Origin of the sequence: Aeromonas sp. LsrichE-8G (assembly GCF_022869435.1) — a bacterium.
GTDB classification, from domain to species: domain Bacteria; phylum Pseudomonadota; class Gammaproteobacteria; order Enterobacterales; family Aeromonadaceae; genus Aeromonas; species Aeromonas caviae.
On sequence record NZ_JALIHH010000001.1, the window covers coordinates 1 to 14,022 of the forward strand.

Annotated in this window: 15 protein-coding genes; 6 read left to right on the forward strand and 9 right to left on the reverse strand. The window is 61.8% G+C overall.

Going from position 1 to position 14,022, the window contains the following annotated elements; translation table 11 throughout:
• Nucleotides 1-420, forward strand: a 420-nt coding sequence (locus MUW49_RS00005) for an RNA-guided endonuclease TnpB family protein (RefSeq protein ID WP_244812271.1), incomplete at its 5' end; no start/stop codon positions are given.
• Here MUW49_RS00005 and MUW49_RS00010 read toward each other — a convergent pair.
• The 3 genes from MUW49_RS00010 to arsC all read right to left on the reverse strand — a co-directional run bounded on the left by MUW49_RS00010 (nucleotide 364) and on the right by arsC (nucleotide 2,248).
• The gene (locus MUW49_RS00010) at nucleotides 364-1,278 is read right to left on the reverse strand and encodes a linear amide C-N hydrolase (RefSeq protein ID WP_234924985.1); all 915 of its coding nucleotides are present in this window, start codon (nucleotides 1,276-1,278) and stop codon (nucleotides 364-366) included. The genes MUW49_RS00005 and MUW49_RS00010 overlap by 57 nt on opposite strands.
• A gap of 248 nt (nucleotides 1,279-1,526) precedes the next feature.
• Nucleotides 1,527-1,901, reverse strand: a complete 375-nt coding sequence (locus MUW49_RS00015; protein WP_043155315.1) for a DUF2069 domain-containing protein — start codon at nucleotides 1,899-1,901, stop codon at nucleotides 1,527-1,529.
• Entirely contained in the window at nucleotides 1,898-2,248 is a 351-nt protein-coding gene (gene arsC / locus MUW49_RS00020) for an arsenate reductase (glutaredoxin) (RefSeq protein ID WP_043155313.1), read from the reverse strand. The genes MUW49_RS00015 and arsC overlap by 4 nt, the downstream gene beginning before the upstream one ends.
• 60 nt (nucleotides 2,249-2,308) lie before the next feature.
• On the opposite strand from arsC, the gene MUW49_RS00025 reads away from it, so the two are divergent.
• Nucleotides 2,309-2,788, forward strand: coding sequence for a TlpA disulfide reductase family protein (locus MUW49_RS00025; protein WP_069785093.1), 480 nt, complete (start codon nucleotides 2,309-2,311; stop codon nucleotides 2,786-2,788).
• Between the two features lie 133 nt (nucleotides 2,789-2,921).
• Here the strand turns inward: MUW49_RS00025 and MUW49_RS00030 are convergent, their stop codons facing one another.
• Nucleotides 2,922-4,376 carry a M48 family metalloprotease gene (locus MUW49_RS00030; protein ID WP_223918331.1) on the reverse strand — a complete coding sequence of 485 codons (1,455 nt, stop codon included), beginning with the start codon at nucleotides 4,374-4,376 and terminating at the stop codon, nucleotides 2,922-2,924.
• Nucleotides 4,377-4,503: 127 nt separating this feature from the next.
• Between MUW49_RS00030 and MUW49_RS00035 the strand changes: the two genes are divergently transcribed.
• From MUW49_RS00035 to MUW49_RS00045, 3 genes are all read left to right on the forward strand, one after another.
• On the forward strand, nucleotides 4,504-4,773 hold the full coding sequence (locus MUW49_RS00035; protein ID WP_244812272.1) for a sulfurtransferase TusA family protein: 270 nt from the start codon (nucleotides 4,504-4,506) through the stop codon (nucleotides 4,771-4,773).
• A gap of 22 nt (nucleotides 4,774-4,795) precedes the next feature.
• Nucleotides 4,796-5,866, forward strand: a complete 1,071-nt coding sequence (locus tag MUW49_RS00040; protein WP_029314318.1) for an AI-2E family transporter — start codon at nucleotides 4,796-4,798, stop codon at nucleotides 5,864-5,866.
• Between the two features lie 174 nt (nucleotides 5,867-6,040).
• Nucleotides 6,041-6,850, forward strand: coding sequence for a MipA/OmpV family protein (locus tag MUW49_RS00045; protein WP_244812273.1), 810 nt, complete (start codon nucleotides 6,041-6,043; stop codon nucleotides 6,848-6,850).
• Between the two features lie 66 nt (nucleotides 6,851-6,916).
• Here the strand turns inward: MUW49_RS00045 and MUW49_RS00050 are convergent, their stop codons facing one another.
• Nucleotides 6,917-7,723, reverse strand: a complete 807-nt coding sequence (locus MUW49_RS00050; RefSeq protein ID WP_244812274.1) for an alpha/beta fold hydrolase — start codon at nucleotides 7,721-7,723, stop codon at nucleotides 6,917-6,919.
• Nucleotides 7,724-7,879: 156 nt separating this feature from the next.
• Between MUW49_RS00050 and ppk2 the strand changes: the two genes are divergently transcribed.
• On the forward strand, nucleotides 7,880-8,710 hold the full coding sequence (gene ppk2, locus MUW49_RS00055; protein ID WP_010674253.1) for a polyphosphate kinase 2: 831 nt from the start codon (nucleotides 7,880-7,882) through the stop codon (nucleotides 8,708-8,710).
• A 127-nt stretch (nucleotides 8,711-8,837) separates the two neighbouring features.
• Here ppk2 and ugpC read toward each other — a convergent pair whose 3' ends face one another.
• The 4 genes from ugpC to malE all read right to left on the reverse strand — a co-directional run bounded on the left by ugpC (nucleotide 8,838) and on the right by malE (nucleotide 13,858).
• A complete protein-coding gene (gene ugpC / locus MUW49_RS00060; RefSeq protein WP_010674252.1) occupies nucleotides 8,838-9,974 on the reverse strand; it encodes a sn-glycerol-3-phosphate ABC transporter ATP-binding protein UgpC in 1,137 nt (378 codons plus the stop codon).
• 70 nt (nucleotides 9,975-10,044) lie between these two features.
• Nucleotides 10,045-10,935, reverse strand: a complete 891-nt coding sequence (malG, locus tag MUW49_RS00065; protein WP_010674251.1) for a maltose ABC transporter permease MalG — start codon at nucleotides 10,933-10,935, stop codon at nucleotides 10,045-10,047.
• A 12-nt stretch (nucleotides 10,936-10,947) separates the two neighbouring features.
• Nucleotides 10,948-12,603, reverse strand: coding sequence for a maltose ABC transporter permease MalF (malF, locus tag MUW49_RS00070; protein WP_171865600.1), 1,656 nt, complete (start codon nucleotides 12,601-12,603; stop codon nucleotides 10,948-10,950).
• A 73-nt stretch (nucleotides 12,604-12,676) separates the two neighbouring features.
• Nucleotides 12,677-13,858: a maltose/maltodextrin ABC transporter substrate-binding protein MalE gene (gene malE / locus MUW49_RS00075; protein WP_010674249.1), complete on the reverse strand. Its 1,182-nt coding sequence runs from the start codon at nucleotides 13,856-13,858 to the stop codon at nucleotides 12,677-12,679.
• Nucleotides 13,859-14,022: the final 164 nt, after the last annotated feature.

A 14,022-nucleotide genomic window follows, 5' to 3' on the forward strand; every position in this document is an offset into this window, starting at 1 on the left:
GTCATTGAGGATTTGAAGGTTGCCAGCATGTCAAAATCAGCAGCGGGCACGACCAGCCAGCCGGGGCGCAACGTCCGGGCAAAATCAGGGCTGAATCGTTCGATATTAGATCAGGGCTGGTTTGAGCTGCGCCGCCAGCTCGAATACAAGCAGGCATGGCGAGGTGGTCAGGTGTTGGCGATAAACCCGGCCTACACCAGCCAGCAGTGCGCCTGTTGTGGGCATACTGCGAAGGATAACCGCCAGACGCAAAGCCAGTTTAAATGCGCTGCGTGTGGTTATGAGGCGAACGCCGATGTGAATGGCGCTCGCAATATTTTAGCGGCGGGACACGCCGTTTTAGCCTGTGGAGGCGCGGTGCAATCAGGCCGCCCGATGAAGCAGGAACCCGGTACTGCGCGAGCAGCTATCACCCAGTAATGGGAATCCCCCTCCTGTGACGCGAAGCGCTAAGGTGGGGGAGGATGTCAAGGGTACCGAGACGTTGCGCATCACGCTCATCACCCCGGCCACTGCCTCGTTGGCCTGGTCGGTCTTTGGCAGGGTCTTGATGTAGAAGGAGGCGCGGGCAAAACGGTCCGCCGAGCGGTTGGTGCCGGGCAGCATGGTGAGACCGCCAATCTCCTCCCAGTAGTCGTTGAGGGCCAGTTGCTTGTCAAAGGTCGGCGAGTTGGTCATCACCTGATAGCTGCGGTCGTGGTAGCTCTGCAGCTTGCCCCCCACGTACTGGAAGATGGCGGAATCGCCGCTCGCATCGGAGAGGGAGAGGTGCAGCTGGCCCGGCTTGCCATCCGGGGTCAGGGTGGTCACCACATAGAACTCGTCCTTCGACAGGGCGGCGACCGAATCGGCCACGGTGGCGAAGTTGTCCAGCGCGTACTGGGCCCAGAGCGAGATGGAGAGAGTCTTGCGCGGATCCTTGTCGCTCGGGGTCACATACTCGGACTCGGTCAGATAGAGGAGGTTGGCCACCAGCCCCTTCTCGTTCATGCCGTCGGCGGTGCCCGCATCGAAGCCTGCCGCCACCACGGAGCCGTAGCGCGACGTCCACGTCATGGAGTGCGCACCGGCCTCCCCTTCCCGCGCGATGCCACGGGGCAGCGCCCAGAGATTGGTCGGCATGGCGCTGCGCCAGTCCATGGTACGACCGGTCACCACCAGCGCTCCCTCCCCCTGATAGACGGCGCGGGTACAGGCATCGGCGAGGGAACTGACGGAGAGGGAGACGGTCAGGGCCAGCAGGGTCTTATGCAACAGGGGGGAACGCAGGATTGTCATATGGATCACTCGAGTCTGTTGAAAACACAAGCATACCCCTTTTTGCATAACAGGGGCTGACTGAGGCTGGCAAACCAGGTGACAGATCTATCAACAGAGGTGCTGCCCTGCCAATCAGCGATCAATATCCATAAATTAATCAAAAAGATAAGCAAGCCACTTCGGGGCGATACCGCCAGATGCCATTCGCTGGCTTGCGTCGGTTTCAGACACATACCCTGCCCGCCAGCAGGCGGACAGGGAGGGGCTCAGCCTTCCTTCTTGCGGATACTCAGCCCCAGCTCGCGGCCACGCAGGCGGGCATAATAGATGGTGCCCACAAACGCCAGGGTGGTGAGCACCAGCTCCACCACCGCCAGCCACCGCTCCCCCTCATCCGTGGTGATCAGGGTCAGGGCGTGCAGGAAGTAGGGCATCAGCACGAAATTGCCCCAGGCGTGGGTGTAGGGATTGCCCTGCACTATGCCCTTGAGGGGGAAGAGCAGCGGCACCGTCCAGATCACCGGCAACAGCCAGGGGGCGAGATCCGGGTGGGGCGAGAGCCAGAGGTGCCAGAGCAGCACCCAGGCCAGCAGGCCGAAAAAACCGGCCAGGGTCAGCAGGCGAGCGAAGCGGGTGCTCACTTGAGGATCTCCAGCACCTGCTCGGGCGGACGACCTATGCGGGCCTGCCCGTTCTTGATGACAATGGGGCGCTCGATGAGCTTGGGGTGCTGGTGCATGGCACGAATGAGATCATCGCCGCTCACCTCGCCGAGCCCCAGCTCCTTGTAGAGCTCTTCCTTGGTGCGCATCAGCTGTCGGGGATCCGTGAAGCCAAGCTGACTCAGGAGGGTGCGGATCTGTGCCTCACTCGGGGCCTGCTCCAGATAGAGCACCACCTCGGGGGCGACCCCGTGCTGTTCCAGCAAGGCCAGGGTTTCACGGCTCTTGGAGCAGCGCGGATTGTGGTAGATTTGGGTCTCGCTCATGATAACTCCCTGATTAATCGCAAGATGGGACAAGAAATGGCGCTATTGTAGGGGAAACGGATGGTCAGGGTAAGCGGGAAGGCTATGGAAATGAAACGGATCTGTTGGCTGATTGTGGCAACCCTGCTGGGGGCCTGCAGCCCGGCACCCGACTTCACCGACGGCGCGGGAAAGAAGGTCAGCCTCGCGGATCTCGGTGGCAAACCGCTGCTGGTCAACTACTTCGCCCCCTGGTGCGCCCCCTGCCTGCGGGAGATGCCCTTGCTGGCAACATTGCACCAGGAAGGCCAGATCCGGGTGATCGCCATCAACTATGACCCCGCCTACCCCGCCGAACTGACCGAGCTGGCACAGCGCCACGCCATCAGGGTTCCCCTGATGATCCCGGATGACGACGCCCGCCTCCCGTTCCCAAGGCCCGGGGCGCTGCCCACCAGCTATCTGCTTGATGCCAGGGGAACGCTGCTGGAGACCCTGGTGGGAGAGCTGGACGAACAGAAGCTCGCCGAGATAAAACGCCGCCTGGCGAGCGCCCCATAGCAGAGCCATCCATCACTCTCATTTCTTCATCATCAAGATGCGTTGAAACCGATGAAAGGCCCTATTTTAGCCTGCAAAACAAGGCGGGATGCCCCCAAAGGAGCACCCCGCCTGCCATCAACCCGCTCCGGACTCAGCCCTTGAGGCTGTCCAGATCCTTCTTGGCCCGCTCCAGCTGGGTGATACGCGCCTCGATGCGGGCCAGGGTCAGCTTGTCACTGGTGGTGCCCCGCGCCACGATCAGTTCGTCGATGGCCGCCTGGTAGTCCCCGCGCAGGGAAAGGGTCTCCGCCCGTGCCATGTGCAGGTCCGTCATTCTGCCCGCCTTGCGGTAGGCGTCCGACAGCAGGCTCCAGGCCAGGCTGTTCTCGTCGTGCTCCCGGGCATAAGGGTCCAGGATGGCGATGGACTTCTTGTAGTTGCCCCCCTCCAGATAGGCGTTGCCGAGGTTCACCACCACCACCTCGTTGTCCGGCATCCGGGTGCGGAAGCGCTCCAGTCTGGCGATGGCCTGGGCGCTGCGCCCCTTGGCGAGATCGATGTCGGTCAGGGCATCCACCACGAAGAGATCCTCCGGGTGACGGGTCGCCAGCTCCTGCATCAGGGTGTCGGCCTCGTCGGTGCGCTTGAGCTGCAACAGGGCCAGCGCCTTGCCATAGATGGCGGCATCCTTGAGGGGGTAATCCCCCTTCTGCAGGCGGCTGTCGAAGTAGGTGAGCAGCGCCTGGGGCGTCTCGGTGCCATAGCGCACCTGGATGCGCACCTTGGCCAGCCAGAAGTCCAGGCTCGGCGGCAGGGCGCGCGCGCCATAGCTCCCGGCCCGGGCACGGGCTTCGCTGATCCGGGTCTCCGGCAGGGGGTGAGTCAGCAGCATCTCCGGCGGCTTGCTGGCATAGCGGTACTCCGCCGCCAGCTTCTGGAAGAAGTTGGCCATGCCCATGGGATCGAATCCGGCGTCATACAGCGTCTTCATGCCGATGCGATCCGCCTCGTATTCGTTGTCCCGGGTGTAGTTGATGGCCGACTGCATCGACAAGCCAAGCGTGGTCTGCAAGGCCGCGATGCCGGCGGTGGGGTTGATCACCGCGAGTGCAATGGAGCCCACCAGGCCGGCCAGGGTCATGGCGGAGCTGCTCGCCTGTGCCTCCATGTAACGAGCGATGTGACGCTGGGTCACGTGGGTGATTTCGTGGGCCAGTACCGAGGCCAGCTCGCTCTCGCTCTCGGCGTAAAGGAAGAGGCCGGTGTGCACCTTGACCCGGCCACCGAGGAAGGCCGCCGCGTTGATGCTGGGATCGTTGATGAGGAAGAAGGTGAACGGGAAGCGCACCCCGTCGGCATTGGTCAGCAGCCGCTGGCCCAGATCGTCGATGTATTCGTTGAGCACGGGGTCATCGATGATGGGCAGGCCCGCCCGGGCAAAACGCATGAAGGCGTTGCCGTAGCGCACCTCCTGCTCGATGGGCAGTGCGGCGACCCCGGCGGTACCGATGTCGGGCAACTGGTTGCTCCCCTGGGCGTGGAAGGTCGCCCCCATCAGGGTGACCAACAGGGGAAGCGATGCTATCAGGGGGGAAAAACGTGCCACGTTATCTCTATCTCCAATCAGACCCCAGCGGGCATCGGCAGAATACCCTTGCCATTCAAGGCCCACAAGCGTTGTTTCATCCTCTCATCACGGCCATAATGACCGCCACGCACGCGATGGAGTTCTCATGGAACAGCTCGACCTGACCCCCTGGCGTTGTCCCGAGCCCCTCATCCGGCTCAAGCTCTGGTTGCGCCAGGCCCGGCCCGGTCAATCCGTGTGCATCCAGCTCGGGGATGCAGGCTCCCGGCAGGATATTCCCGCCTATCTGCACCGTCAGGGTCATCATGTCCAGACCCGGGAAGAGTCAGCTACCCGCCTCTCCCTGCTGCTCGTCGTTGCCCGTCCCCCCCGGGACGCCCTGCTCACCCCCGAGCCCATGCCACCCACCGCGTGAGCCGCCATTCAAGGAAGCCTCGATGTTAGATGTATTGAAGCGCTGGTATCAGACCCGTTTTTCCGACCCCGATGCCGTCACCCTCTTCCTGCTGCTGGTCTTCTGCTTTGCCGTGCTCTGGCTGTTTGGGGATCTGCTGGCACCGCTGCTGGTGGCCCTGGTGATGGCCTATCTGCTGGAGTGGCCGGTGAGTCGCCTGCAACGGGGCGGCCTCTCTCGCACCGTCGCTACCAGCCTGGTCCTGCTGTTGTTCATCACGGTGACGACCCTGATGCTGCTGGGCCTCATCCCGACGCTGGTGAGCCAGGGGGTCAACCTGGCCAAGGAGGCCCCCGCCATGCTGGCCCATGCCCAGGACTATGTGCGCACCCTGCCGGAAAAATACCCCGAGATCATCGACGTCAGCCTGGTGGAAACCATCATCGACAACATTCGCCAGCGCATCCTGACCGGCGGCGAACAACTGGTGAGCGCCTCTTTGAGCTCCCTCATCAACGTGGTGGCCATCCTCATCTACGCCATCCTGGTACCCCTGATGGTCTTCTTCATGCTCAAGGACAAACAGGTGCTGATGGGCGGCCTGCGCCGCTTCCTGCCCCGCAACCGCACCCTGGTGAACCGGGTCTGGGTGGAGATGAACGACCAGATCATCAACTACATCCGCGGCAAGGTGATCGAGATCGTCATCGTCGGCATCGCCACCTATGTGCCCTTCGCCCTGATGGGATTGCGCTACTCCGCCCTGCTGGCGGTCGCGGTGGGCTTCTCCGTGCTCATCCCCTATATCGGTGCCGCCGCGGTGACCGTGCCGGTGGCCATGGTGGCCCTGTTCCAGTGGGGGCTGACCCCCGACTTCGCCTGGCTGATGGTGGCCTATTTCGTGATCCAGGCCCTCGACGGCAACCTGCTGGTCCCCCTGCTCTTCTCCGAGGCGGTCAACCTGCACCCGGTGGCCATCATCATCGCCGTGCTGGTGTTTGGCGGTCTGTGGGGCTTTTGGGGCGTCTTCTTCGCCATTCCCCTCGCCACACTGGTCAAAGCGGTGCTCAACGCCTGGCCCAAGCGGGAAGATCTCCCCCGCCCCGCCCCCTGACCCTGGCAAGGGGCGAGGCCGGGTCTCGCCCCTTCCAGATACCAGCCACCAGCAGCACCTCCGTGACGCTGGCTCATGCTTGCCTTGTCGGGTTTAATTGAAAACCGACATCCGTTTGACTTGCTACGCCGGTCTGATTCGTTCCCACTGCCCACCCACCGACAAGGATCTGTCATGCCCCCACTCCCTGCCCTGCGCCATGCCTCTCTGGGTGCCTTTCTGGCACTGCTGTTCTGTTCTCCCGTCCGGGCAGACCTCGATATCGGGGCCCTCAGCGCCTTCTCCAGCGACAGCCCTGACAGCCCCATTCCCAAGGGGTTGGTGCTGGGCGGGGCCGTCATCGGCGGTCAGGCACGTTACCAGCACCAGGACGACACCCTGATGCCCATCCCGGGAGCCCTCTATTTTGGTGACAACCTGATGTATCTGGGGGATAGGGCCCGCTACTACCTGAGCCGCAATGGCAACCTCTCGACCTATGCCTTCGGCCGGATGCGCTTTGGCAACCTGGACCCGGACGACGACCCCTTCCTCCATGGCCTGGAGAAGCGCAAGGGGCAGTTCGAAGCGGGGTTCGGGGCCGATCTCATCACTCCCTACGCCCTCTGGAGCGTGCGGGCCACCACGGATGTGACCGGCACCAGCAACGGTCAGGAGCTGATGCTGTGGGCCAACTTCCCCATCATCCGCGGCCCCCTGCTGCTGATGCCGGGAGCCGGCATCATGCTGCGCAGCCACAACCTCGCCAACTACTACTTCGGCGGTGTCTCGCAAGACGAAGCGAGGGCGGACAGGCCGGCGTGGAACACGGGCACCACCCTCTCCCCCATGGTCTCCCTCATCGGCAGCTATCGCTTCAGCGCCAACTGGATTGGCGGCTTTGGCATCAACTACGAGCGCTACGACGACGACATCGCGGACAGCCCCATCGTCCAGCATCAGGGAGAACTCTATGCAGGCTTCGGGGTGGGCTACATCTGGTAGCCCCATCCGGACTGGGCAACAAAAAAGGAGCCCATGGCTCCTTTTTTACGGCTATCCGGCGCAGCGTCACCCTGCCACTTCGGCGAGAAATTCGGCGAGCGCCCGGTTGATGAACGCGGGGTTCTCCAGGGTCGAGATGTGACCGGCCCCCGGGATCTCCCTGAACGGGCACCCCAGCACCTCGGCCATCAGATACCCCTCCAGCACAGGGCGAGCCTTGTCCTCGCACCCCGTCATCACCAGTGCGGGCAGCCTCATCTCTTCGAGCCAGTCGATGCGATCCTCCCGGGTCACGAAGCTGCGCCCCACCGCCACCAGGCTCGCCACCTTGTCGGCGGGCCATTGGGCCAGCCGTGCCTTGAAACCGGCCATCAGGGCCGCGTCCGGTTGATGGGCGAAGAAGAGCGGAGCCACCTGATCGGCGATGGGCGCAGGCACGGCGCCGACCTGCTCGATCATCGCCAGCATGCCGAGATAGCGCTCGCAGGTGATCTGGGGTTCAAGGCCGACGAAGCTGTCCATCAGCACCAGGCCCTTGAGGCGAGCAGGCGCCATGCGCGCCAGCTCCACGCCCCACATGCCACCGATGGAGAGCCCCACCAGCACGCACTCGTCGATGCCGAGGGCATCGAGCAGCGCCAGGTGATCCCGGGCCAGGGTCGCCAGGGTGCAGGGCCCCTCGGGCAGCACATCGGAATCCCCGTGACCCCAAAGCTCGGGCACGATGCAGCGATAATGCTCCTTAAGGGCCTCGATTTGCGGTGCCCACATGGCACTGTCCCACAGGTAGCTGTGGCCAAAGAGCAGTGCCGGCCCCTGCCCCTCGTCCAGATAGGCCATGCGGCGGCCCGCTATCTCCATAAACTGCTTCATGTTTTCTCCTGTTGCCAGCGGCGATGAAACTGGCTTTCCTGTTTTTCTGTTGCCAACGGCTGATGAGGCGGCAGTGTAACACGCCACCCTTGGCAGGGGTGTCCGCCTGGTGCAAGCTGGAGAGACTCACAACGAGGAGTCACCAAGGAGAGGATGATGGCCAAGGAAAAGAGCAAGAAACGCCCCCGTCTGGACAAGAAGACCTACGAACATCACCTCGCCCACCTGCAGGAGGAGCTGGTCAAGTTGCAGGAGTGGGTCAAGCAGGAGGGGCTCAAAGTGGTGGTGCTGTTCGAGGGGCGCGACGCCGCGGGCAAGGGGGGCGTCATCAAGGCGATCACCGAGCCCCTCAACCCCCGGGTCTGCCGGGTCACCGCCCTGCCCGCCCCCTCGGATCGGGAGCGCACCCAGTGGTACTTCCAGCGCTACGTGGCGCACCTGCCCTCGGCGGGCGAGATGGTGCTGTTTGACCGCTCCTGGTACAACCGGGCCGGGGTCGAACGGGTGATGGGCTTTTGCAGCGATGACGAGTATCGCGAATTCCTGCGCGCCTGCCCCGAATTCGAGCGGATGTTGATCCGCTCCGGCATCACCCTCATCAAATACTGGTTCTCGGTCAGCGACGAAGAGCAGGAGAAACGCTTCAAGGAGCGCATCAATACTCCCATCAAGCGCTGGAAATTCAGCCCCATGGATCTGCAATCCCGCTCCCGCTGGGTGGAATACTCCCGCGCCAAGGATGACATGTTCACCTACACGGATACCGAGGATTGCCCCTGGTTCGTGGTGGACGCCGACGACAAGCGCCGCGCCCGCCTCAACTGCATCTCCCACCTCCTTGGCAAGGTGCCCTACGAGGCGATCCACTACGAGCCCATCACCCTGCCTCCCATCAAGACCGAAGGGTATGAGCGCCCGCCGCTCACCAGCCAGCACTTCGTGCCGGACGTCACCGCCGCCCTCGAGTCAGACAAGCACGGGCAGTGACGGGTTCCGGCCAGCCGCCCCCGCTGGCCGGAACCCGGGCTTCGGATGACGGGCAATAAAAAGCCGGTCTTGCGACCGGCAAAAGGCATTGAACGTATAGAAAGGAAAACCTGGCCCTCTCGCCCTCTCAGGCGCGGATATATTTGGCCGTGCGCGGGAACGCCTGCTCTTTGGCATCGAACAGGTAGCAGGCTTCGGCCGGGATGCCGACGCTGTACTCCTGGCCGGTGGCCACGTCGATGTCGGAGCTCGCCTTGACGGTGAAGTCGTGACCATCCACGTCCATGTAGACGAAGGATTCTGCCCCCAGGTGTTCGGCTACCTGCACCACGCCGCTCACGCGGCTGTCGGCATGGGCATGACCCAGCGGCACCAGGTGCTCGGGGCGAATGCCCAGCTCCACCTTGTCGCCCACCGCGCCGCGACGGGCATCCACCCGGGCACGCACGGTATCGCCGGAGGTGAGCTTGACCACGCACTCCTGCTCGCCGATCTCCACCAGCTCGCCCGCCAGGAAGTTCATCTTGGGGGAGCCGATGAAGCCTGCCACGAACTTGTTGTCCGGGTTGTGGTAGAGCTCGAGGGGGGTGCCGAACTGCTCCAGGTTGGTGGCCGCCTCGCCCTTGAGCGGGCTCAGCACCACGATGCGGTTGGCCAGCGTCATGGCCTCCACCTGGTCGTGGGTCACGTAGATGATGGTAGAGTTGAGCTCCTTGTGCAGCTTGGCGATCTCGATGCGCATCTTGACCCGCAAGGCGGCGTCGAGGTTCGACAGCGGTTCGTCAAACAGGAACACCTGCGGCTGCTGCACGATGGAGCGGCCGATGGCCACCCGCTGACGCTGACCGCCAGAAAGGGCCTTGGGCTTGCGGTCCAGCAGCGGCTCGAGACCCAGGATCTCGGCGGCGCGCATCACCCGCTTGTGGATGTTCTCCTTGTCCATCTTCTTGAGCTTGAGGCCAAAAGCCATGTTCTCGTAGATGTTCATGTGCGGGTAGAGGGCGTAGGACTGGAACACCATGCCGACGTTGCGCTCCACCGGCGGCACGTCGTTCATGTAGCGCCCGCCGATGGTCAGCTCGCCGCTGGTGATGTCTTCCAGACCCGCGATCATCCGAAGCAGGGTGGACTTGCCGCAGCCGGACGGGCCGACGAAGACGATGAACTCCCCTTCCTTGATGTCCAGGTTGATGCTGCGCAGGGTGTCCTTGTGGACAGCCGGGTCGTAATTTTTGCGAACGTTGTTGAGTACTACTTCAGCCATGTCGAGCTCCGCTCTTGAATCTTTGCAAATCGTGATGACGGGGGGAGCCAGCTCCCCCGGCCATGAACCGTTAACCTTTCACGCCGCCTGCGGTCAGACCACCCACCAGCCAGCGCTGGGCGAGCAGGAAGACGACCGTGATGGGGAAGCCTGACAGCACGGCGGCTGCGGCGAAGTCACCCCACAGGTAGTTCTGCGGATAGAGGTACTGCTGAGCCCCGACCGCCAGGGTCAGATTGTTCACATCCTGCAACAGGATGGAGGCCATGGGCACCTCGGTGATGGAGCCGATGAAGGCCAGGATGAACACCACCGCCAGAATGGGCACCGACAGGGGCAGCAGGATCAGGCGGAACGCCTGCCACGGAGTAGCGCCATCGATGGCCGCCGCCTCCTCCAGGGAAGAGTCGATGGTCTCGAAGTAGCCCTTGATGGTCCAGACGTGCAGGGCAATGCCCCCCATGTAGGCCAGGATCAGGCCGCCGTGGGTGTTGAGACCCAGCCAGGGGATGTAGTCACCGATCTTGTTGAAGAGCGCGTAGATGGCCACCAGTGCCAGCACCGCCGGGAACATCTGGAAGATCAGCATGCCCTGCAGGATGGTGGACTTGCCACGGAACCGCAGACGGGCGAAGGCGTAGGCACAGGTGGTGGAGAGCACCACTATCATCAGGGCGGTGATGCCCGCCACCTTGATGGAGTTCCACAGCCAGGTCAGCACCGGGAACGGCGGCGGCGTGATGCTGCCATCGGCGTTGGTGATGGACATGCCGAGCGCCAGCTTCCAGTGATCCAGGGTCGGATTGGTGGGGATGATCTCCCCTACCGAGAAGTTGCCGTTACGGAACGAGATGGCGATGACCATGATCAGCGGGAAGATGATCAGTGCCAGGAAGCCCCACATCACCAGGTGGGTTGCCCACACCCGGTATTTGACTGATTTGGGTTGTACGATTGCCATGTTGAAGCCTCCTTACAGTTGCTTGTCGGCTTTGGACAATTTCAGGTTGAGCAAGGCCAGCGCACCCACGATGAGGAAGATGGCGGTGGCGATGGCACTGGCCAGACCGTAGTCCTGACCACCCGAGCCCTGGAACGCGATCCGGTAGGTGTAGCTCACCAGCAAGTCGGTGGTCCCGGCCGGCGTGGTGGCCCCGATGATGTCCGGCGCCCCGTTCGTCAACAACTGGATAAGTACGAAGTTGTTGAAGTTGAAGGCAAAGGATGCAATCAACAGCGGTGTCAGCGGCTTCATCAAGAGCGGTACGGTGATCTTGAAGAAGTTCTGTACCGGCCCCGCCCCGTCCATGGCGGACGCCTCGTAGAGATCTTCCGGAATGGCCTTGAGCAGGCCCATGCAGAGGATCATCATGTAGGGGTAACCGAGCCAGGTGTTGACGATGAGGATCATCACCTTGGCCAGGAAGGGATTGGTGTACCAGTCCGGCTTGATGCCGAAGGCCGCTTCCAGGAACAGGTTGATTTCACCGAAGTTCTGGTTGAACAAGCCCTTGAACACCAGGATGGAGATGAACGCCGGTATCGCATAGGGCAGGATCAGCATGACCCGGTAGAAACCACGCCCCCTGAGCTGCTCCCACTGCACCAGACACGCCAGCACCATGCCGATCGCCAGGGTGAACGCCACCGAACAGGCGGAGAAGATCACGGTCCAGACGAAGATCTGCATGAAGGGACTCTGGATACCCGGGTCCGTCACGATGCGCATGAAGTTTTTCCAACCCACGCTCACCACGAAACCGGGGGCAATGCCCTTGCCGACGAAGTGACCTTCCGCATCGATGTACTGGTAGAAGCCGGTGTCACCGTTGGGCAGCATCAGCTCGCCGCTCTGGTTGTCACGCAGCAGGTTGCTGTCCTTGATCATGACGCCGGACTTGAGCACGGCGCCGTCGACCAGCTGGGTATAGAGCTGTTTCTGGGCGGCGAACTTGCGCAGGCTGCTCAGGGTCAGATGGATATCGCCTTCCGGCAGTACCACATCCAGGGCACTCAGGTGGGTGCGGTGATCAACGATGGCACGAATGGGTGCCGCCTCGCCGACCATGGCCCCGTCCAGAGGCTGCAACTGAACAACCTGGGGCTCGTCACGGACCCGTCCTTCACGGACGGCCAGGGTACGCGCCTTGTTGTTTAGCAAGGTAAGGGGTTGACTGATAAAGGATTGGTCGTCCTGTTTCAGCAACAGCTGAAACTGATTGTTCTCACCACCCAGGAGGGTGAAATCGAATTCACCGCCGGTCACCTTGTAGGTTTTTTTCAGATGGTAATCCCGTGCCTGCTCAAGGGAGAGCAAGTTGGATCCCGAATAGTTGGTGAAGGCGATGCCGATCGTGTAGGCAAGAGGGAAGATGATAAAAACAACCATGCCTGCCACACCGGGGAAAATATAACGGTGGGCATAGGTCTTCTTGTTCATGAAGACATAGAGACCGACGGAGACGACCACCAGATCGAGCAGGGCAAACACCCACTCGCCGCTGGCATACATCATCACGGCCGCATAACCATTAAGCACTGCGATCAGTGCCGCCATGGTCCATTTCAGCCAGACGTACTTGTCTTTCTTCGGACCGGCATAGGATTCGATAGAAGGTACTACTTCCATGCCAATTAACCTTTATTGCGCCAAGAGAGATTGAGAGAGTGGGAGGCCCGAAGGCCTCCCGGGTAGTGCATGCTTACTGGACTATACGCTTGGCAGCGGTATCCAGGGCTTCGTCAACACCCTGACGGCCAGAGGTGACGTTCTTGAGGGCGGTTTCGAAGGAGGACCAGAAACGGCTCATCTCGGGCACGGACGGCATCGGTTCGCCGTTCTGGGCGTTCAGCATGGTGGCCTTGATGTTGGGGTCGGCTTCCAGGGTCTTCTGGAAGGACTTCAGAGCCACGGCACCCAGCGGCTTGTCGGCGTTCATCGGCGCCAGACCGGCATCGGTCAGCAGGTAGTTCTCGAGGAACTCGATAGCCAGATCCTTGTTCGGGCTGGCGGCGTTGATGGTGGCACCCAGTACGCCAACGAAGGCCTTGGCCGGCTTGCCTTTCAGGGTCGGCAGCTGGGCTACGCCATACTTGATGCCGCTCTTGTCCAGGTTGCTCCAGGCCCAGGGACCGTTGATCATCATGGCCACTTCGCCCTTGTTGAACTTGGCGTCCATCACACCGTAGTCGATGCCCTTCTCCAGGTGACCGGATTTGATCATCTCGGAGATGTAGCCGACGCCGGCCTTGGCACCTGCGTTGTTCACGCCGGTGTCTTTGACGTCATAGCCGGTGGCGGTCTTCTTGAAGGCATAACCACCGTTGGCAGCCACCAGGGGGTAGCTGAAGTAGGGGGTGTCATAGGCCCACATGATGGCGCGCTTGCCATTTTTCTTCAGGTCTTCGTCGATCTTGGCGATCTCTTCGAAGGTTTTCGGCGGGTTGGGCAACAGATCCTTGTTGTAAATCAGGCTGACCGCTTCTACCGCGACCGGGTAGCCATAGGTCTTGCCATCGACGGTCATGGCATCCCAGGCGAATTGCTCGAACTTAGCCTTGGTGGCGGCATTCGGGGTCACGGGAACCAGCAGACCGGACTTGACCCACTCACCGTAACGGTCGTGAGCCCAGAAGAAGATGTCAGGGCCGTTGCCGGTGGCGGCGGCTTGCTGGAATTTGACTTCAACCTGATCCGGGTGGGCGACGGTTACCTTGATGCCGGTTTCGGCTTCAAACTTCTTGCCGACTTCGGCCAGGCCGTTGTAGCCCTTGTCACCGTTGATCCAGATGGTCAGCTGACCTTCATCAATGGCAGCAGTGGCAGAGCAGGCCACGCCCAGGGTAGCCAGACCGATCAGGGATGACAGCAATTTCTTTTTCATGAGCCTTTCCTTGTATTAGTTCCGCGCTGTAAGAGCATTGTGTGCAGATGCATATTATCCCAAGCAGTCAATGCCTCACATGACACGCCTCGCATTTTTGAAATGCAATTACGTATTTTCTTCCAGAAAGTTATGAAAACATTTTCTTATTTCAGCGACTTATC